A 16,446-nucleotide genomic window follows, 5' to 3' on the forward strand; every position below is an offset into this window, starting at 1 on the left:
GTCAGCGGCGGGCGAGGCCAGTCATGGCCAGGGCCAGCAGGCGGTCGACGATGGCTTTGCCGCCGGCCATCTGGTCGGCTACCAGGGCTACACCGCTGGCCATGGCGAACACCTCGGTCGCTGTGACGTCCGACCGGACCGCGCCCGCTTGTTGGGCTCGCGCCAGTAACTGGGCCGCGGACAGTCGCATGGCCTCGCAGGAGGCGTAGAGGTCCGACTTCTTGTTGTGCAGCGCGGCCGCGATCGACGCGGGCACACCGCGGTAGCTGCTGGACCGCTCGACGAACTCGTGCAGCCAGGTCAACAGGGCGCGGTCGGGGGTCTGCTCCCGGGCCAACACGTCCGCGCGTTGCCGCAACTGGTCGACGCCGGCCCGCAGCAGGGCGTCCAACAGTGCCTCCCGCGTGGGGAAATGCCGGTACAGGGTGCCGATCCCCACGCCGGCCTGGCGGGCGACCTCCCGCAGGGACGCGTCGATGCCTTCCTTGACGAACACCTCCTGGGCCGCGGTGAGCACCTGCTCGTAGTTACGACGGGCGTCTGAGCGCAGCACGGGCGTGTCGGCCATCTGTCCTCCAACGGGGAAGGGTCGCGCACGTCGCCGTGCTCGCACCCATCAGCATTGTGCTGCACCCCTCAGCCGACGGGGGACGTTCGTACGCGGTTCATCCGTTCGCCACTCTGCACCATCGCGGTCGCGATCGCGGTGGCGACCAATCGGCCCGATCCGTCCAACAGCTCACCCTTCAGGTGGCACACCTGCTTGCCGCGCCGGACCACGCTCGCGCGGCCGACCAGGGTGCCCGGCCAGGCCACCCGGAGAAACTGGACGTGCAGGTCGAGGGTGGGCGCGAACTGGCCGGGCCCGAGAGTGGCGGCGAGCGCCGGGCCCATGGTGTCGTCGAGCATCGCGGCCAGGAACCCGCCCTGAACGTGCCCGGCCGGGTTGGCGAAGGCGGCCGTCGCCTCGAACTCGACCTCGATGGTGCCCGCCTCCGCGTCCACCTCCCGCAGTTTCCAGCCGAGCGTGGCGGCTGCCGGGGGCATCGGCGTCCGGCCGGCCAGCATGTCCCAGAACAATCCCGTTCCCATGCCGTCCACTATGCCCGAGTTCACCGACAGAACGGACGCACCCGAAACGCTTGGACATCCGGCCGTCCAATCGCAACCAGGTTATGACTGCACCCCGTAGGCGGCGAGGAACACCCGGACACCGGCGTCCGCCATCCGGTCCAGTTCCGTTGCGGTGAAACCGATGTCGTCGCCGACGAACATCGCCTTGTCCAGTGGCGTGCCCAGGATCAGGAACGCGAAATGCCTGGCCGCGAGGGTCGGGTCGGGCGCGTTGAGCAGTCCCCGTTCGGTGAGCCGGGCCAGTTCGGGCGCGAGCGCGGTCAGTACGCGTTCGGGCGCCTTCTCGTAGTACGTACGGGCCAGTTCGGGAAAACGCGCGGACTCGCCGATCAGCAGCCGTCGCATCTGGAGCACCTGCGGGCGCATCACGACCTGAATGTACTGACGCCCCAACACGTGCAGATCCCCGGCGAGGTCCTGGGTGTCCCGCAGGGTGTCGCTCACCGACTGCAGGAACTCCTCGACCGTCCCGGCGATGCCCATGATGATGTCGTGGAACAGCCGTTCCTTGTCCGCGAAGTTCTTGTAGACGGTCTGTTTGGACACCGCCGCCAGCGCGGCGATCTCGTCCATGCTCGTGCCCTGGTAGCCGTTGCGCAGGAACAGCTCCGCCGCCGCCGCCATGATCGACCGGCGCTTGCGGGCCGACCTGCCCTCATCCACCACTGTCACCTGTCCGACCTCCTCACCGCGATGGTACTAGACGGACCAGTACTCAGCTGAGTACTGTACGGTCTAGTTCTCACAGACCCGTCGACCTGGTGAAAAGGTGAGTCCGATGGCTCAGGTTTTGCAACGGCCGGTGTGCGACCCGGCTACGAACGTGACCCGTTCCCTGCTCGGCTACGGCGTCCTCGCCGGCCCGTTCTACGTGCTTGTGTCCCTGCTGCAGGCACTGACCACGCAGGGGTTCGACCTGACCCGGCACGAGTGGAGCCTGCTCGCGACCGGCCCCGCCGGCTGGATCCAGATCGCGAACCTGGTGCTGAGCGGCCTGATGGTGGTCGCGGCCGCGGTCGGCATGCGCCGAACAGGCCTGAAATGGGGGCCGTTGCTGGTTGCCGGGTACGGCGTCGGCATGGTCGCCGCGGGCGTCTTCACCGCCGATCCCGCCGACGGCTTCCCGGTCGGCACACCCGCCGGACGGGCGACTTCCGTGTCGTGGCACGGAATGGCGCACCTGGTCGCCGGGAGTGTCGGCTTCCTGTGCCTGATCGCGGCGTGCTTCGTGCTGGCCCGAACGGGTCTGGCTGTGTTCTCGCGGATCACGGGTGTGGTGTTCTTCGCGGCGTTCGCGGGGATCGCGTCGGCCGCCGGGAACGTGGCGGTTAACCTTGCTTTCACCGCCGCGGTCGTGCTGGCCTCGGCGTGGCTGGCTGTCGTGTCCGTGCGGTTGTACCGGGGAGTAACGCGATGAAGTTCCGTACCACTGTCGAACTGGGCGGCAAGACCGCGACCGGCATCGCCGTGCCGGACGACATCGTCGACGGCTTCGACGCGGGCAAGCGGCCCGCCGTGAAGATCACGATCGAGGGCTTCACGTACCGGACCACGGTCGCGCGGATGGGCGGCCGGTACATGGTCCCGTTGAGCGCGGAGAACCGGACCGCGGCCGGGGTCGAGGCCGGTGCCGAAGTCGAAGTGCGGATCGAGTTGGACACCGAGCCGCGCGTGGTCACCGTGCCGGACGACTTCGCCGCAGCACTGGGCGAGGCGCGGCCGGCGTTCGACCGGATGTCGTACAGCCACCAGAAGGAGTGGGTCCGGTCAATTGAGGACGCCAAGTCGGCGGCGACCCGCGAGCGGCGGATCGCCAAGGCCGTCAGTGAGATTCGGGCGAAATAGCTTCGATGTTCGTGAACAGGGCGTGCCAGCGTCGCCACTGCGGCCGCTGCGGGTCCGGGGACGACGTGATGTCGTGCAGTTTCAGCGTCTCGTTGGCGAAGGACGTGACCTCGTCCCGGGTCAGCGGCCAGGGCGGGCCCTCGTCCAGTGGTTCCCCGTCCAGTGGTTCACTGTCGTCCCGGACGCCGGCGACGACGAACAGCGTCCCGCCGGGCGCGACGAGCTCGCCGATCCGGTCGATGGCGTCGGCCCGCAGGCGCAGTGGCAGGGACTGGACGGTCCGGATCTCCACCACCAGGTCGAACGAGCCGCGCCAGCCGTCCGGCAGGTTCAGCAGGTCGCCGGTGAGGTAGTGCACCTTCGAGTCGGGGAACTGGGCACGGGCCTGCCGGATGGCGGTCGCGGAGGAGTCGAAGGCCACGGTGTCGTAACCGAGCGAGGCGAGGAACTCCGCGTCATGGCCCAGGCCGCAGCCGACGACGATCGCGGTCCGGCCGACGCCGGGCGGAGCCCAGTGGGTCAGCAGGTCGTAGGCGGCGCCCGCATCCCACGGCACGGTCGCCTCGCCCTGCTCGGCGACCGCGTATCTGTGCTCGAACCAGCCCGTCGGGTCAGCCAGCGGATCCGGTGTGGTCATCCTTCAGCCCCCTTTGCGCGTGGTCACCGTACCCGACTTTTCATTGCGGTCGCGAAATGACCGCAATGGCCTCTATCGTTGCTCTCAACAGGGAAAACAACGAAAGGTGGCCATATTATGACCAGCACCCAGACCCTCACCGGCGAGCGGGCCGACCTGCTGCAGACGCTGCGCAAGCACCGCGGTTTCCTCCGGCAGACCGTAGCCGGGCTCACCGACGAGCAGGCCGCGACCCGCACCACGGTGAGCGAGCTGTGCCTGGGTGGACTGATCAAGCACGTCGCCGCCACCGAGCGGGGCTGGGCCGGGTTCATCGTGGCCGGCGCCGAGGGCATGTTCGCCGAGCCGGCGGACTGGGAGAACGGGTTCAAGATGCTCGAGGGCGAGACCTTGGCGGGCCTGTTGGCGTCCTACGACGAGGTCGCCCAGAAGACCGACGACCTGGTCGCCTCCCTGCCCGACCTGGACGCGTCGCACCCGTTGCCGGAAGCGCCGTGGTTCGAGCAGGGCGCACGGTGGTCTGCCCGGCGCTGCCTGCTGCACATCATCGCCGAGACCTCCCAGCACGCCGGCCACGCCGACATCCTCCGCGAGGCCATCGACGGCCAGAAGACCATGGGCTAAGGGCGCATCGCCCGGACGATCGGGACGAAGTACAGGTCCACCAGCCGCTGGCGGCCCTCCGGTGAGTCCAGCGGCAGGACCGTCTCCGGGGTCAGGACCAGGGAGAGGACGTTGCGGGCGAGGAGTTCCGCGGCGGCGTCGATGTCTTCGTCGGGCAGGGCGACCCGCCCGGCGACGACCTCGGCGCGGATGTGCCCGGCGATCCAGTTGCGGGCCGCGGCGAGGAAGTCGCCCGCCTTGACGGTCAGGTACGGCAGCAGGAACTCGGGCTCGGTGCGCAGCAGCCGGGTCAGCAGCCGGTGCCCGCGCAGGAACGTCACGCAGAAGGTCAGGCCTTCGACGAGCTTGGCCTCGGGGGTGGGCTGGGCGGCGATGACCGCGTCCGCCTTGGTCAGGAACCGCCGCAGCTCCCGCATGATCAGCGCGTTGAGCAGCTGGTCCTTCTTGGCGAAGTAGCGGTAGATGGTGACCCGGGACAGGCCGACCCGGCGGGCCACGTCGTCGATGGTGAACCGGCGCAGCCCGAAGTCCTCGGCCTGTTCCAGGGCGGCGCCCAGGATCCGGTCGGTGTTCTCGTCCGCGGGCACGTCCGTGTCCATCGCCCGTTGGAGGAAGTCCCTGCCCGCTCGCATCACCGCAGTTTACGTGCTTTACATCTTGACGGAAGTTGTTACATGCGTTTCTCTGTAGGTGGCACATCGCGAGCCCGAGGAGACGCGGATGGCGAAGACCAGCGACCGGGAGACCACGGCACAACGGCTCCTGCAGTCCAGCGCGAAGCTGTCCTACGACCCGGTGGTCGACATCGACTGGGCCGCGCCCCTCGCCGAGGACAAGATGTTCATCCCGGAGCACACCGTCTCCCTCTACGGCACCAAGCTGTGGGACGGGATGAGCCGCGAGCAGCGGATCGAACTGTCCAAACAGGAGATGGTGAACACGGTCAGCGTGGGCATCTGGTTCGAGATCATCCTGATGCAGATGCTGCTGCGGATGTCGTACCAACGCGACCCCACCACCCACCACGTGCGCTACGCGTTGACCGAGATCGCCGACGAGTGCCGGCACTCCACGATGTTCGCGATGCTGATCGACAAGGTCGGCGAGACCCCGTACCGCAACCACGCCCTGCTGCAACATCCCGCGCACGCGCTGCCGTTGATCCTGCGGGGCGCGCCGATGTGGGTGGCCACGTTGATCGGCGAGGAGATCTTCGACGCCGTGCAACGCGAGCACCTGCACGACGACTCGATCCAGCCTCTGGTGCGAGCGGTCATGCGCATCCACGTCACCGAAGAGGCCCGGCACGTCCGGTACGCGCGTGAGGATCTGCTCCGCAAACTCGACCGCTCCAGCTGGCCTACGCGGGAGTTCACCCGTCATGTCGTGGCGGTCGGCGCTTTGCTGATGTGGCAACTGCTTGCCAGGCCGGCGCAGTACGCCCGCGCCGGCCTGCCGGATCCGCGCCGGGCGGCGGCCATCGCGCGGAACAACCCGCATCGGCGCGAGGTGATGACCGAAGCCTCCGGTCGTCTCGTGCGGTTCCTGCGTGACGCCGACCTCATCGCCGGCCCCAGCCAAATGCTCTGGAAACGCGCCGGAATGCTGGCCTGATCACGTTTTCCGACTGACCCCACCTCGGCCGAGCGGTCGAGGTGGGTTGACGCATGTCCTCAGCTCGGATTATTGTTTCGTTAAGTGGAAGATAGTTTCCGCAATACGGAATAGAGGAGCTGGTGGTGGGCCGTCGCTTTCGGTACGACGTGAACCTCTCGATCCTGTTCACCGAACTGGATCTGCTGCGTCGCGCGGGCGCGGCCAAGGCCGCCGGGTTCGGCGCGGTCGAGTTCTGGTGGCCGTTCGGCGTCGCCGTGCCCAGTGAGTCCGAAGTGGACGCTTTCGTGCGTTCGGTCCGGGACGAGGGTGTTCGCCTGGTCGGGCTGAACTTCTTCGCCGGTGACATGCCCGGCGGCGAGCGCGGGGTGCTCTCGAACCCGGCCCGGGTGACCGAGTTCCGGGACAACATCGCGGTCGCGGTCGAGATCGCGGAACAGTTGGGCTGCCGTGCCTTCAACGCGCTCTACGGCCTGCGGATCGACGGCGTGGCAGCGGCCGAGCAGGACGAGGTGGCGGCCGAGAACCTGGCCATCGCGGCCAAGGCGGTGAGCCGGATCGGCGGAGTCGTCCTCCTCGAACCGCTCAGCGCCGCGCCCGCGTACCCGCTGAAGACCGCCGCCGACGCACTGGCCGTGATCGAGAAGTCCGGCACAGGGAACATCGCGCTGCTCGCCGACCTGTACCACCTGGCCGTCAACGGCGACGACCCGGACGACGTGATCGCGCGGCACACCGCGCGGATCGGGCACGTACAGATCGCCGACCACCCCGGCCGCAACGAGCCCGGCACCGGCGGCCTGGATCTCCAAGGCTACCTGAACCGCTTGGCGGACAACGGATACGACGGCTGGATCGGCCTGGAGTACAAGCCCTCCGGCGCCAGCGCCGACAGCTTCGACTGGCTACCCCGTGGGGAGAGATCATGACAACAGTGGGATTCATCGGCCTGGGCATCATGGGCGGCCCGATGGCCGGCCACCTGGTCGACGCCGGCCACGAGGTGACCGGCTACGACCTCGGCCCGGACGCGCTGGCCAGGCTCGCCGACGCGGGCGGCAAGACCGCGGGCAGCGTGGCCGAGGCGGTGACCGCAGCGGACGTCGTGATCACCATGCTGCCCAACCACCCGCACGTCGAAGAGGTCGTGCTCGGTGCCGACGGCGTGCTCGCCAACGCCCGCGAAGGCCTGCTGCTGATCGACATGAGCACGATCCGGCCGGAAAGCTCGCTCGCGATCACCGAGGCCGGCAAGGCCAAAGGCGTGCGCGTGCTGGACGCGCCCGTGTCCGGCGGCGAGGCCGGCGCCAAGCAGGCCGCACTGTCCATCATGGTCGGTGGCGAGGCGGCGGACTTCGCCGCCGCCAAGCCGTTGTTCGACCAGGTCGGCAAGACCGTCGTGCACGTCGGCCCGCACGGCGCCGGACAGGTCGTGAAGGCCGCCAACCAGCTCGTGGTCGGCGGGACGTACGCCCTGGTCGCCGAGGCGATCGTGCTGCTCGAAGCGTCCGGTGTGGACGCCAAGACCGGGCTGGACGTGCTCGCCGGCGGCCTGGCCGCCAGCCGGATCCTGGACCTCAAGCGGGCGAGCATGGTGGACCGCCAGTTCGCCCCGGGCTTCTGGATCGACCTGCACCACAAGGACATGGGCATCGCGCTGGCCGCCGCCCGGCAGGCCGACGTGAGCCTCCCGGTCACCGGGCTGGTGGCCCAGCTGGTGGCCGCCGCCCGCGCGATGGGCCACGGCGGGCTCGACCACTCGGCCCTGCTGAAAGTCACCGAAGCACTGTCCGGCCGCGGCTGAAGGGACCAGGAAGATGGCCAAGATCCCCGTCATGCAGGCGGTCGTCGAAGTGCTCAAGTCCGAGGGCGTGGACACCGCGTTCGGCTGCCCCGGCGCCGCGATCCTGCCGCTGTACAAGGCGATGGAAGTCGTCGGCGGCATCGAGCACCTGATCGTCCGGCACGAGGAGGGCGCCACCCACATGGCCGACGGGTGGGCCCGCACCAACGGCCGGGTCGGCGTCGCGATCGGCACCAGCGGCCCGGCCGGCACGAACATGATCACCGGCCTGTACACCGCGCAGGCCGACTCGATCCCGATGATCTGTATCACCGGCCAGGCCGTCTCCACGAAGCTGCACCAGGAGGCGTTCCAGGCGGTCGACATCGTCGAGATCGCCAAGCCGGTCACCAAGTGGGCGGTGCAGGTCAAGGAGGCCGCGCAGGCGCCGTGGATCTTCCGTGAGGCGTTCCGGGTGGCCCGGTCCGGACGCCCCGGCCCGGTGCTGATCGACCTGCCGTTGGACGTGCAGAAGCAGGAGATCGAGTGGGACGCCACGATCGACGTGCCGCTGCCGGTGCCACGCGTCGAGCCGCACCTGCCGCGCGTCGAACGGGCACTGGACCTGCTGCTGGCGGCCGAACGCCCGCTGCTGCTCGCGGGCGGCGGCGTGATCCTCGGCGAGGCGCACGAGGAACTCCGTGAACTGGCGGAGTACCTGCAGATCCCGGTGCAGGCCACGCTGATGGGCAAGGGCGCGCTGGACGAGGACCACCCGTTGTACGCGGGGATGACCGGAATCCAGACGTCCCAACGGTACGGCAACGCGTCCTTTTTGGAGTCGGACCTGATCCTGGCGCTCGGCGCGCGGTTCGGCGACCGGCACACCGGCGACCTGGACACGTACCGCGGCACCCGGACGTTCATCCACGTGGACGTCGAGCCGACCCAGATCGGCCGGGTGTTCGGACCCGACCTCGGGATCGTCTCGGACACGAAACTGTTCCTCCAGGCCGTCCTGCGGCTCGCGCGGTCCCGGAACGTGACCCGCCAGCCGGGCGCGTGGGTCGCCCGCGTGCGGGAGTTGAAGGCGACGCTGACCCGACGCGAGGACTTCGACAACGTGCCCGTCAAGGCGCCCAGGGTGTTCAAGGAGATCAACGAGTTCTACGGCCCGGACACGTACTTCGTGACCGCCATCGGCCTGTACCAGATCTGGTCCGGCCAACACCAACGGTCGCACAAGCCCCGGCACTACCAGGTGTGCGGCCAGGCCGGCCCGCTCGGCTGGGAGATCCCGGCCGCGATCGGCGTCAAGAAGGCGCTCAAGAACAGTGATCCGCATGCCGAAGTCGTGGGTGTGGTCGGTGACTACTCCTTCCAGTTCCTGGTCGAGGAGCTGGCCGTGGCCGCCCAGTACGACGTGCCGTTCGTGCTGGTCATGCTGAACAACGAGTACCTCGGCCTGATCCGGATGGCCGAGGACCACGGCGGCTACGACATGAACTACGAGGTCGACATCCACTACGACCTGACCGGCTCGGACAACGTGAAGATCATGGAGGCGTACGGCTGCTCCGGCCGGCGCGTGACCCAACCCGGCGAGATCGCCGACGCCCTGGCGTGGGCCCGCAAACAGGCCGAAGCCACCAGCCGCCCGGTGCTCGTGGAGATCATGATCGAGCGCGAGGCCAACACCGCCAACGGAGTGTCCATCGCGGCCATGCGGGAGTTCGAACCCCTCCCGTAAGGGAGACGGGGTCACCGGCGCGGAGAATGGGTTGCCGCGCCGGTGATCTTCGCTAGATCCGGTTCACCAGCTGGTCCCGGACGACCTCGTACGAGGTGGGTTCGATGCTGAAGTCACCGAGGAACGGGTTGTCCATCGCGGCGATCAGGAAGATGACCGAGCCGATCATCAGGGCGAGGATGCCGGTCAAGGTCAGGTGCAGGCGGAGGCTCCGCACGGCGGGCATGGCGATGAGCACGAGATTGACCAGGGCGCCGATGACGAGCATGGTCCAGAGCGAAGCCGGCAGCCCGGACCGCACGGCGGCGAGCCGTTTCCGGTGGTTCTCGATGAACTTGTTGAACTGGCTGATCGTCTCACTCTGAAGTGCCGCGGTGCCCGCGGACGGCGGCTCGTAGGCGGAGATCAGGCGGTACATGGTGGTGATGCGCTCGACCCCGCCGCCCGGGATCTCCCCGCGACGCTGCTGCGGCCACGCCTCGGTGACCACGTAGTGGATGTACTCCTTCACGCTGTTCTGGACCTGACCGCGTAACGGTTCCGGGTAGAACGAGGCGTCGCGGGCGAACCCGCCCAACGCGTTGGCCTCGTCGTCGATGATCTTCTGGGTGTCGGCGTAGGTGCTGTACGTGGCCACCGCGATCAGACCGAGCAACAGGCCGTAGAGCAGGCCGGTGCCCGCCGCCACCAACTCCACCGTGTGGTTGTGTGAGTCGTCGGCGCCGTCGCCGGACCATCGCCGCATCACCGGGCGCAACACGAACACCAACGCCCAGGACAGCCCGAGGGCGGCGACGGTGAAGATCAGGAACAGCACCCAGTCGGGCAAGTCGTAGATCCACAGGAACATGGTGCAACCTCGGCACGCGGTCGGGATCGTGCTCCCACATCGACTATAGAAGCGGGACGCCGTCAAGGAAGCCCGCTCCACCCCATCGTGTGACAGCGGATAATCGGTTGCCGCGCCGACGATCTTGAGTAGTCTTCCGTACAGCATCTCCGGTGCGAAGCCAACGGTTACTTCTTTCTGCAAAACAAGCCCGTTGGCACCTGTGATCTCGGGGGTCACAACTTCAGACGAGTGCCCGGTGCGCAGGTTACGGTTACTTCACTTTGGATGAGCGGGTCGCGGGTTCGAATCCCGCCTGCACCACTCGTGGTGCAGTAGCTCAGTCCGGCTAGAGCAGCTATGTGCCGTCACCGATTCTGATCTCGGGCCTCGTCTGGATCTGACCCCCTTTGTCGTGCAGTGGGGGACACTGATGGCCAAGTTCAACCGTGCCCGTGTGAAGGCACAAGTACGCTCCGCCGTGGTGAGTGAGGCGGTTCCGTCCGGACGTACGTACGAGGGCGGCGCCGGCTACCGGCGGGACACCAAGTCCGAGCTGTTCCTGTTAGCGGTCACCAACATGGTCGGCGAGCACACGTTCTACGAGTCCGCCGGTCAGCGGGACTTCCGGTACGCCGAGCTGGTCGGGCAGGCCACCCTGGCGGATCCGGAGTGGACCGCGCGGCTGCTGAAGTGGCTGCGGTCGAGCGCGAACATGCGGACGGCGTCGTTGGTGGGCGCCGCCGAGTTCGCTCGCGCGCGACTGTCGGCCGGGCTTGACGGGATGTCGCGTCAGGTCGTGGATTCTGTGCTGCAGCGCCCGGACGAGCCGGGGGAGATGCTCGCCTACTGGACGGCCGTGCACGGCCGCGCGATCCCGAAGCCGGTCAAGCGTGGCGTGGCGGATGCCGTGCGGCGCCTGTACGACGAGCGCGCGTTGGTGAAGTACGACAGCGATGCCAAGGGTTTCCGGTTCGGTGACGTGATCGACCTCGTGCACCCGTCGAACTCCGGTCTGGTCCAGGCGGATCTCTACAAGCACGCCCTGGACCGCCGGCACGGGCGGGACGAGCCGATCCCGGAGCGCCTGACCCTGCTGCGCAAGCGGCAGGAGCTGATGGCGTTGCCGGAGCAGGAGCGTCGGGCCGTGCTGCGGACGCCGGAGCGCCTGCGCGAGGCCGGGATGACGTGGGAGGCGTTGGCGGGCTGGCTGCAGGGACCGATGGACGCCATGGCGTGGCAGGCGATCATGCCGTCCATGGGGTTCATGGCCCAGCTGCGGAACCTGCGGAACTTCGACCAGGCACGGGTGTCGGACAAGGCGGCCAAGGCCGTCGCGGACCGGCTCGCGGACCCGGAGCAGGTGGCGCGGTCGCGGCAGCTGCCGTTGCGGTTCCTGTCCGCTTACCGGGCGGCGCCGTCCGTCCGGTGGTCGTGGCCGTTGGAGCAGGCGTTGACGCACTCGCTGGCGAACGTGCCGGTGCTCGGCGGCCGGACGCTGATCCTGGTGGACACGTCCGGGTCGATGAGCGGCCCGCTGTCGGCGCGCAGCGAACTGATGCGGTGGGACGGCGCCGCGGTCTTCGGCATCGCGTTGGGAATGCGGTGCGCGGAGGCCGATGTGGTGTCGTTCGCGTCCACCAGCAAGCCCTTCCCGATGCGGGACGGCGAGTCGCTGCTGCGGGCCGTGGAGCGGTGGCGGAAGGGCGGGTACTTCCTCAACAGCGGCACGGAAACGGCGATCGCGTTGCGAAAGCACTTCGGTAAGCACGACCGTGTGGTGATCGTGACGGACGAGCAGGCAGCCTACGGTAACGTAGGAACCGTGCTGCCACAAGAGGTTCCGCTGTACACATGGAACCTCGCGGGGTACCGGCACGGGCATGCGCCGAGCGGGTCCAGCAACCGGCACACGTTCGGGGGCCTGTCGGACAGTGCTTTCGGGATGATCCCGTTGCTGGAGGCCGGAAGGGACGCTGACTGGCCGTTCTAGGAGGACGCGCTGGGTGGTTGCCACGGACGTAACCGTGGCAACCACCCGGGCACGGCGTTCCGGTACGTGTCGTACTGGTTGCCGAAGTTGCGCCGCAACGATGGTTCCTCGTGCCAGTGCACCATCGAGTAGAAGGCCGCGGACACCGCGAGCGCGTACGCCAGGACCCAGGGCTGGCCGAAGACCAGCGCCTGGCCGACGATCGCACCCAGCACACAGAGGTACATCGGGTTGCGCACGTACCGGTAGAAGCCGCCGACCACGAGTTTCTCCGGCGGTGCGACCGGCGCGGGCGTGCCGAATCCCTCGACCACGAACCGGACGAACGCCGAGACGAGCACGGCGACCGACGGCACGAGGACCACCCAGCCGAGCACCCGCAGCGGCGGCCAGATCGGCTCCACCTGCCACCTGGTGATCAGCCAGGGCAGCAGGCCGGCGACGATTCCCGGGGCCAGTACGAAGAACACAGCCGAACCCGCGGCGGCGACGACTCTGTTACGCACGCACCTATTGTCATACTTTGATGAGTTCTACGGATCTGTAGTCACTCGGATGGCCCTGGGGTTGTCCCACTATCGGGCTACCTGGGCGTCGTCGAACGGTGCCATCGCGGCCCACCGGGCGGCCTCCTCCGATGAGGACACCTCCACCAGCCACGTGCCGCCGTGCGCCTCCAGCAGGACGCCCGCCCTGGCCAGCTGCTCGGTGAACCGGGTGATCGCCGGCTGGGCGCTGATCACGAACCGCATGCCGTGCTCCTCTCGCACTCTCCCTGCCGGGACGTCGAACGAGAGGAGCTGAGATCGACGCTCAGACCCGGACGAGTTTCCGCACCGGGTCGATCTCGGCCGGCTGGACGTGGTGGTGCGGCCGCAGCCGGGCGAGGATGACCACACCCGCGATGGTGACCGCGCCCGCGGCCAGCACGCCGAGGTTGGCGAACAGTGAACTGGGCAGCTGCTCGTTGAGCACGAGCACGCCGATCAGCGACCCGGTGATCGGGTCGACCACCAGCAGCGTCGCGTAGCTCATCGCGAACCGGCCGGTGCGGTACGCGTTCTGCTGGAACAGCAGGCCCAGCACGCAGAACAGCACAGCGAGCCCGGCGACCCAGAAAACCGTGCCGCTGACCTCGCGCAACGCCGTGCTGCCGCTGACCCGGACCATGGCCGCGAACGTGCCGTACGCCAATCCCGAGCCGATCGCGAGGAACAGCGCGTTGACCGCGCCCCTGTGCCGCCTCGCCATCACAGCCGACCCGCCGAGGAGCGCGAACACGCAACCGGACAACACCACCGCGGACGACCCGTTCAGCGTGGGCGGCGTCGACTCGTGCGGCAGGAGCATGAGGAGGCTCACCAGGCCGATGCTGACCGCGATGGCGCCCAGCACCTCCAAGCGCTTCACCCGCCTGCGGTCGATGGCCGCGGCGATCAGCACAGCGAACGGCAACCCGCTCATGCCCAACGGCTGAACCAGGGTCAACGGGCCGTTCGAGAGGGCCATGATGTGCATCGCGGACCCACCGAGCGTGGTGAGCGCGCCGAGCAACCACTTGGGCTGGCGAACCAGGTGCGGCAGCAACCGCAGGAAGCTGTGGCTCTGGCAGTGCCCAGCCGCGTTCTGCTGGAGGGCGGCGCCCAGGGCGACGAGCGGCGCGCCTGCCACGGCGGCCACCAACCACAGCGTCACCGTGCGGTGTCCAACGTCATGCACATGACACGCGGGGCGAGTGGTGATCGGTTCGAGATCGAATCGAAATGCACCCGCGCACCCTAATGGGCGACCCCTAAGGGGCGTGTGAGGTGGTGCCTCATCGGACAGGCTCGCTGACCTGCTGTCAAACGAATTTCCGGCGCCTGGGCGGTGCCGATCTCAGGGTGATGTGAGCCATGTCACATGACAGGGTGATCGTCGAATCGGCGCGGCGACCACCCCGTACTCCCAGTTCAGCGCACTCGTCGTGCCTCCTCAGCGTCGGTCGGCGCGAGTTCGGCGGTCCAGAGGTTTCCCTTCTCCCCCCAGCAAGGTCAACGGTGGGAAACGGTCATTTGCAGGGCGGTTCATACGGTGTGTCGCCGGTCGCCATGCCCCGGCTGCGGGCGGCGACCAGGGCACTGACCTTGCCCGGTCCCGCGAAGGTGGGTCGTGTCAGAGGTAGAACGTGCCCGACGTGTTGCCGGCCGCGGGCGTCCGGCCGTCGGTGTCGAAGGCCACGCTGAGCACCCGGTTGAGCAGCCTCGCCCGCACGAACTCGCCGAGCACCCGGTTGACCTGTGGGTCCGGCACCTGCCGCCGCAGTTGGTCCACGATGGCCCGGCGGCGGGTCTGACCGGTGTCCGCGGCCGCGTGCACCAGGCGCAGCAGCACCGGCCGGGCGACGTCCTGCCCGGCCGGGCGAAGGTCCGCTCGGCCGTGGTGGCGACCGCGCCGTGGATGCCGCCGGTGAGTTCGTGTCCGGCGACGGTCAGCATCCACCCATCGCCTTGTCGTCATTTTGCCAACAAGGCCTGCGACAACAGCGGCAACGCGCCCGGGCCGTCGCCGACGTCCAGCATCAGCAGTTCCACCAGGCCCGGCTCCATGTCCAGCCCGGCGACCGCGGCGGGCCGGCTGATCGCGGCCGCAACTCGGCGTCGCTCATCGGCCTCAGGGCGAGCTGTCCGTCCCTTGTCACACAGCTGAGGTGTCAGGCGCGATGAGTCGGAGGTTTGAGAAGTACGTGCGGTAGCGCGCGACATCACGGGTGAGCAACTGGTATCGGCTCACAGCGGCGTGTGCACCGATGTAGAAGTCGGGCAGAGGTGACCGCCGTTCACCGCCGCGCTTCCGGTAGGCGACGAATGCCCGTGATGCCAGGAAACCTGCTTCGTAGGGAAGCTGTTCTCGCTTGAAGTCCGTGGCGGGCAGTGCGTCGTCGAGATCCTCGATCGTGTCGAACCCCGCGGAGACCTCGGCGTAGACGATCGGGTTGATCACCAGGTCGCCCGAGTCACGAGCATCCGCGACAGCCTGCTCTGACCAATCGGCCCACTTCGGATCGTCGGTGAAGATGTCGAGCAGGACGCAAGTGTCCACGAGAGTCACAACATGCTCAGGATCAGGGTCCACCAGTCGCAGTCGACTATCACTCGCCACGTAGCAGATCCATCAACTCGTCGGTGCTCATTCTCGTCGTCGCCTTTCCACGCATGCCACGTGCCAGGCGCTGGCCATGGGTGTCGCCCTCGACGCGGAGGATGCGAAGCACGTTCCCGTCCTCGATCACCTCGACCTCGTCGCCTTCATTGAGGTGGTGCTTCTTCCGGAGCCAGGCAGGAATGGTGACCTGCCCTTTGCTGTTTAACCGCATCGCCTGCCTCCGTGTAGTATGTAGTACGCGTAGGAAGTATTACACAGCCCTATGTGACCCCACTAGGTGCGCTGCGGCGTAGGCGCCGGGAGTGAGGCCGTAGTAGCGGCGGAACCAGCGGGTGAGGTGGCTTTGGTCGGCGAAGCCGACTTCGGTGGCGGTCTCGGCGGGTGGTTTTCCGGCGGTGAGGTGTTTGCGGGCGGCGCGGAGGCGGAGTTGGCGTTGGTAGTCGCTCGGTGGCATGCCGTAGGTCGTGGTGAAGGCACGGTGCAGGGCGAACCGGCTGCAGCCGGCGACTTCGGCCAGGTCGGTGGCTGAGATGTCCGTCGCGTAGGCGCTGTGCAGGAGGTCGCGGGCGCGGCGGACGCCCGCCGGGACAGAGCGCGCCTGCTGTGGCGCGACCGGTTGGTCGGCGCCGCGGCGGACCATGGCGTGGACGGTGGCGGTGAGGGCTTCGTCCTGGGCAAGGAGGGTGCCGGCGCTGAGGGCGCGGTGCAGGCGGCGCAGCGCGTCGGCGAGCACTTCGTCGTCCAGGACCGGGGCGGTGAACAGGGGGAGGCCGGTGGGGCGGTCGGTCACGTCGGACAGCACGCCGGTGACCAGGGCGGTGCCGATGTGGACGATCTTGTACGTGAAGCCGAGGTCCGTGGTGGCGCGGCCGTCGTGCGGCTCGTCCGGGTTGAACGCCATCACCATGCCGGCGGCGCTGACCCGGGCGGCGCCGCGGCAGGTGAAGGACTGGGCACCCAGTTCCGTGACGCCGAACGAGTACGTCTCGTGGCTGTGCCGGTGGTAGACGTGCTCTTCGAAGTGGGCGTGCATGGCCTCTAGATCACGGCCGGGCGCCCGCCAGTACTGTGCCCAGTCCATCAGTCCATTGTG

Annotated in this window: 22 protein-coding genes and 1 tRNA gene; 9 read left to right on the plus strand and 14 right to left on the minus strand. The window is 68.3% G+C overall.

The genetic code is table 11. The features are described from left to right. Position 1: 1 nt before the first annotated feature. The 3 genes from EV192_RS34820 to EV192_RS34830 form a co-directional block, all read right to left on the minus strand. Positions 2-568 carry a TetR/AcrR family transcriptional regulator gene (locus EV192_RS34820; RefSeq protein WP_132122837.1) on the minus strand — a complete coding sequence of 189 codons (567 nt, stop codon included), beginning with the start codon at positions 566-568 and terminating at the stop codon, positions 2-4. Positions 569-636: 68 nt separating this feature from the next. Beyond that, positions 637-1,092 carry a PaaI family thioesterase gene (locus EV192_RS34825; RefSeq protein ID WP_132122838.1) on the minus strand — a complete coding sequence of 152 codons (456 nt, stop codon included), beginning with the start codon at positions 1,090-1,092 and terminating at the stop codon, positions 637-639. Positions 1,093-1,173: 81 nt separating this feature from the next. After that, positions 1,174-1,806 carry a TetR/AcrR family transcriptional regulator gene (locus tag EV192_RS34830; RefSeq protein ID WP_207926376.1) on the minus strand — a complete coding sequence of 211 codons (633 nt, stop codon included), beginning with the start codon at positions 1,804-1,806 and terminating at the stop codon, positions 1,174-1,176. A 106-nt stretch (positions 1,807-1,912) separates the two neighbouring features. Here EV192_RS34830 and EV192_RS34835 point away from each other — a divergent pair, with 106 nt between their 5' ends. Beyond that, entirely contained in the window at positions 1,913-2,551 is a 639-nt protein-coding gene (locus tag EV192_RS34835; protein ID WP_132122839.1) for a DUF998 domain-containing protein, read from the plus strand. Beyond that, the gene (locus EV192_RS34840; protein ID WP_132122840.1) at positions 2,548-2,979 is read left to right on the plus strand and encodes a YdeI/OmpD-associated family protein; all 432 of its coding nucleotides are present in this window, start codon (positions 2,548-2,550) and stop codon (positions 2,977-2,979) included. Before EV192_RS34835 ends, EV192_RS34840 begins: the two co-directional genes overlap by 4 nt. Here the strand turns inward: EV192_RS34840 and EV192_RS34845 are convergent. Then, entirely contained in the window at positions 2,957-3,616 is a 660-nt protein-coding gene (locus tag EV192_RS34845; protein WP_132122841.1) for a class I SAM-dependent methyltransferase, read from the minus strand. The genes EV192_RS34840 and EV192_RS34845 overlap by 23 nt on opposite strands. 117 nt (positions 3,617-3,733) lie before the next feature. Here EV192_RS34845 and EV192_RS34850 point away from each other — a divergent pair, with 117 nt between their 5' ends. Beyond that, positions 3,734-4,240 (plus strand): DinB family protein, encoded by a 507-nt coding sequence (locus EV192_RS34850; protein WP_132122842.1) that lies wholly within the window; start codon positions 3,734-3,736, stop codon positions 4,238-4,240. On the opposite strand, the gene EV192_RS34855 is transcribed toward EV192_RS34850, so the two are convergent. Beyond that, entirely contained in the window at positions 4,237-4,872 is a 636-nt protein-coding gene (locus tag EV192_RS34855) for a TetR/AcrR family transcriptional regulator (RefSeq protein WP_132122843.1), read from the minus strand. The genes EV192_RS34850 and EV192_RS34855 overlap by 4 nt on opposite strands. Positions 4,873-4,960: 88 nt before the next feature. Here EV192_RS34855 and EV192_RS34860 point away from each other — a divergent pair, with 88 nt between their 5' ends. From EV192_RS34860 to gcl, 4 genes are all read left to right on the plus strand, one after another. Then, positions 4,961-5,854 (plus strand): AurF N-oxygenase family protein, encoded by an 894-nt coding sequence (locus EV192_RS34860; protein WP_132122844.1) that lies wholly within the window; start codon positions 4,961-4,963, stop codon positions 5,852-5,854. 125 nt (positions 5,855-5,979) lie between these two features. Next, positions 5,980-6,783: a hydroxypyruvate isomerase family protein gene (locus tag EV192_RS34865; protein WP_132122845.1), complete on the plus strand. Its 804-nt coding sequence runs from the start codon at positions 5,980-5,982 to the stop codon at positions 6,781-6,783. Then, positions 6,780-7,658: a 2-hydroxy-3-oxopropionate reductase gene (locus EV192_RS34870; RefSeq protein ID WP_132122846.1), complete on the plus strand. Its 879-nt coding sequence runs from the start codon at positions 6,780-6,782 to the stop codon at positions 7,656-7,658. The genes EV192_RS34865 and EV192_RS34870 overlap by 4 nt, the downstream gene beginning before the upstream one ends. 13 nt (positions 7,659-7,671) lie before the next feature. After that, entirely contained in the window at positions 7,672-9,387 is a 1,716-nt protein-coding gene (gene gcl, locus EV192_RS34875; RefSeq protein WP_132122847.1) for a glyoxylate carboligase, read from the plus strand. Positions 9,388-9,439: 52 nt separating this feature from the next. On the opposite strand, the gene EV192_RS34880 is transcribed toward gcl, so the two are convergent. Beyond that, positions 9,440-10,237 carry a bestrophin-like domain gene (locus EV192_RS34880; RefSeq protein WP_165960777.1) on the minus strand — a complete coding sequence of 266 codons (798 nt, stop codon included), beginning with the start codon at positions 10,235-10,237 and terminating at the stop codon, positions 9,440-9,442. Positions 10,238-10,479: 242 nt separating this feature from the next. On the opposite strand from EV192_RS34880, the gene EV192_RS34885 reads away from it, so the two are divergent. Further along, positions 10,480-10,540, plus strand: a tRNA-Ser gene (locus EV192_RS34885). Positions 10,541-10,649: 109 nt separating this feature from the next. Next, entirely contained in the window at positions 10,650-12,209 is a 1,560-nt protein-coding gene (locus tag EV192_RS34890) for a TROVE domain-containing protein (RefSeq protein WP_132122849.1), read from the plus strand. Here the strand turns inward: EV192_RS34890 and EV192_RS34895 are convergent. From EV192_RS34895 to EV192_RS34920, 8 genes are all read right to left on the minus strand, one after another. Then, complete coding sequence (locus tag EV192_RS34895) at positions 12,206-12,715, minus strand: methyltransferase family protein (protein WP_132122850.1); 510 nt, start codon at positions 12,713-12,715, stop codon at positions 12,206-12,208. The two genes, EV192_RS34890 and EV192_RS34895, sit on opposite strands and share 4 nt — an antisense overlap. Before the next feature lie 69 nt (positions 12,716-12,784). After that, positions 12,785-12,961 carry a hypothetical protein gene (locus EV192_RS54260; protein ID WP_165960778.1) on the minus strand — a complete coding sequence of 59 codons (177 nt, stop codon included), beginning with the start codon at positions 12,959-12,961 and terminating at the stop codon, positions 12,785-12,787. Between the two features lie 61 nt (positions 12,962-13,022). Then, the gene (locus EV192_RS34900; protein WP_132122851.1) at positions 13,023-13,889 is read right to left on the minus strand and encodes a DMT family transporter; all 867 of its coding nucleotides are present in this window, start codon (positions 13,887-13,889) and stop codon (positions 13,023-13,025) included. Positions 13,890-14,363: 474 nt separating this feature from the next. Beyond that, the gene (locus EV192_RS34905) at positions 14,364-14,690 is read right to left on the minus strand and encodes an nSTAND1 domain-containing NTPase (protein WP_132122852.1); all 327 of its coding nucleotides are present in this window, start codon (positions 14,688-14,690) and stop codon (positions 14,364-14,366) included. Between the two features lie 14 nt (positions 14,691-14,704). After that, a complete protein-coding gene (locus tag EV192_RS57205) occupies positions 14,705-14,953 on the minus strand; it encodes an nSTAND1 domain-containing NTPase (RefSeq protein ID WP_341770939.1) in 249 nt (82 codons plus the stop codon). Beyond that, complete coding sequence (locus EV192_RS34910) at positions 14,886-15,290, minus strand: type II toxin-antitoxin system VapC family toxin (protein ID WP_243727262.1); 405 nt, start codon at positions 15,288-15,290, stop codon at positions 14,886-14,888. The genes EV192_RS57205 and EV192_RS34910 overlap by 68 nt, the downstream gene beginning before the upstream one ends. Positions 15,291-15,339: 49 nt before the next feature. Beyond that, positions 15,340-15,564: an AbrB/MazE/SpoVT family DNA-binding domain-containing protein gene (locus tag EV192_RS34915; RefSeq protein WP_132122854.1), complete on the minus strand. Its 225-nt coding sequence runs from the start codon at positions 15,562-15,564 to the stop codon at positions 15,340-15,342. 39 nt (positions 15,565-15,603) lie between these two features. Continuing rightward, positions 15,604-16,434, minus strand: a complete 831-nt coding sequence (locus EV192_RS34920; RefSeq protein WP_132122855.1) for a helix-turn-helix transcriptional regulator — start codon at positions 16,432-16,434, stop codon at positions 15,604-15,606. Positions 16,435-16,446: the final 12 nt, after the last annotated feature.

Origin of the sequence: Actinocrispum wychmicini, from assembly GCF_004345645.1 — a bacterium.
In the GTDB taxonomy this organism is placed as follows: Bacteria; Actinomycetota; Actinomycetes; order Mycobacteriales; family Pseudonocardiaceae; genus Kibdelosporangium; species Kibdelosporangium wychmicini.

Excerpts from the sequence above, each read along its gene's own strand:
- EV192_RS34860 (WP_132122844.1), top strand. The coding sequence starts at position 4,961 with ATGGCGAAGACCAGCGACCGGGAGACCACGGCACAACGGCTCCTGCAG.
- EV192_RS34850 (WP_132122842.1), top strand. The coding sequence starts at position 3,734 with ATGACCAGCACCCAGACCCTCACCGGCGAGCGGGCCGACCTGCTGCAG.
- EV192_RS34890 (WP_132122849.1), top strand. The coding sequence starts at position 10,650 with ATGGCCAAGTTCAACCGTGCCCGTGTGAAGGCACAAGTACGCTCCGCC.
- EV192_RS34915 (WP_132122854.1), bottom strand. The coding sequence starts at position 15,564 with ATGCGGTTAAACAGCAAAGGGCAGGTCACCATTCCTGCCTGGCTCCGG.
- EV192_RS34825 (WP_132122838.1), bottom strand. The coding sequence starts at position 1,092 with ATGGGAACGGGATTGTTCTGGGACATGCTGGCCGGCCGGACGCCGATG.
- EV192_RS34820 (WP_132122837.1), bottom strand. The coding sequence starts at position 568 with ATGGCCGACACGCCCGTGCTGCGCTCAGACGCCCGTCGTAACTACGAG.
- EV192_RS57205 (WP_341770939.1), bottom strand. The coding sequence starts at position 14,953 with ATGTCGCGCGCTACCGCACGTACTTCTCAAACCTCCGACTCATCGCGC.
- EV192_RS34840 (WP_132122840.1), top strand. The coding sequence starts at position 2,548 with ATGAAGTTCCGTACCACTGTCGAACTGGGCGGCAAGACCGCGACCGGC.
- EV192_RS34870 (WP_132122846.1), top strand. The coding sequence starts at position 6,780 with ATGACAACAGTGGGATTCATCGGCCTGGGCATCATGGGCGGCCCGATG.
- gcl (WP_132122847.1), top strand. The coding sequence starts at position 7,672 with ATGGCCAAGATCCCCGTCATGCAGGCGGTCGTCGAAGTGCTCAAGTCC.
- EV192_RS34845 (WP_132122841.1), bottom strand. The coding sequence starts at position 3,616 with ATGACCACACCGGATCCGCTGGCTGACCCGACGGGCTGGTTCGAGCAC.
- EV192_RS34880 (WP_165960777.1), bottom strand. The coding sequence starts at position 10,237 with ATGTTCCTGTGGATCTACGACTTGCCCGACTGGGTGCTGTTCCTGATC.
- EV192_RS54260 (WP_165960778.1), bottom strand. The coding sequence starts at position 12,961 with ATGCGGTTCGTGATCAGCGCCCAGCCGGCGATCACCCGGTTCACCGAG.
- EV192_RS34835 (WP_132122839.1), top strand. The coding sequence starts at position 1,913 with ATGGCTCAGGTTTTGCAACGGCCGGTGTGCGACCCGGCTACGAACGTG.
- EV192_RS34920 (WP_132122855.1), bottom strand. The coding sequence starts at position 16,434 with ATGGACTGGGCACAGTACTGGCGGGCGCCCGGCCGTGATCTAGAGGCC.
- EV192_RS34855 (WP_132122843.1), bottom strand. The coding sequence starts at position 4,872 with ATGCGAGCGGGCAGGGACTTCCTCCAACGGGCGATGGACACGGACGTG.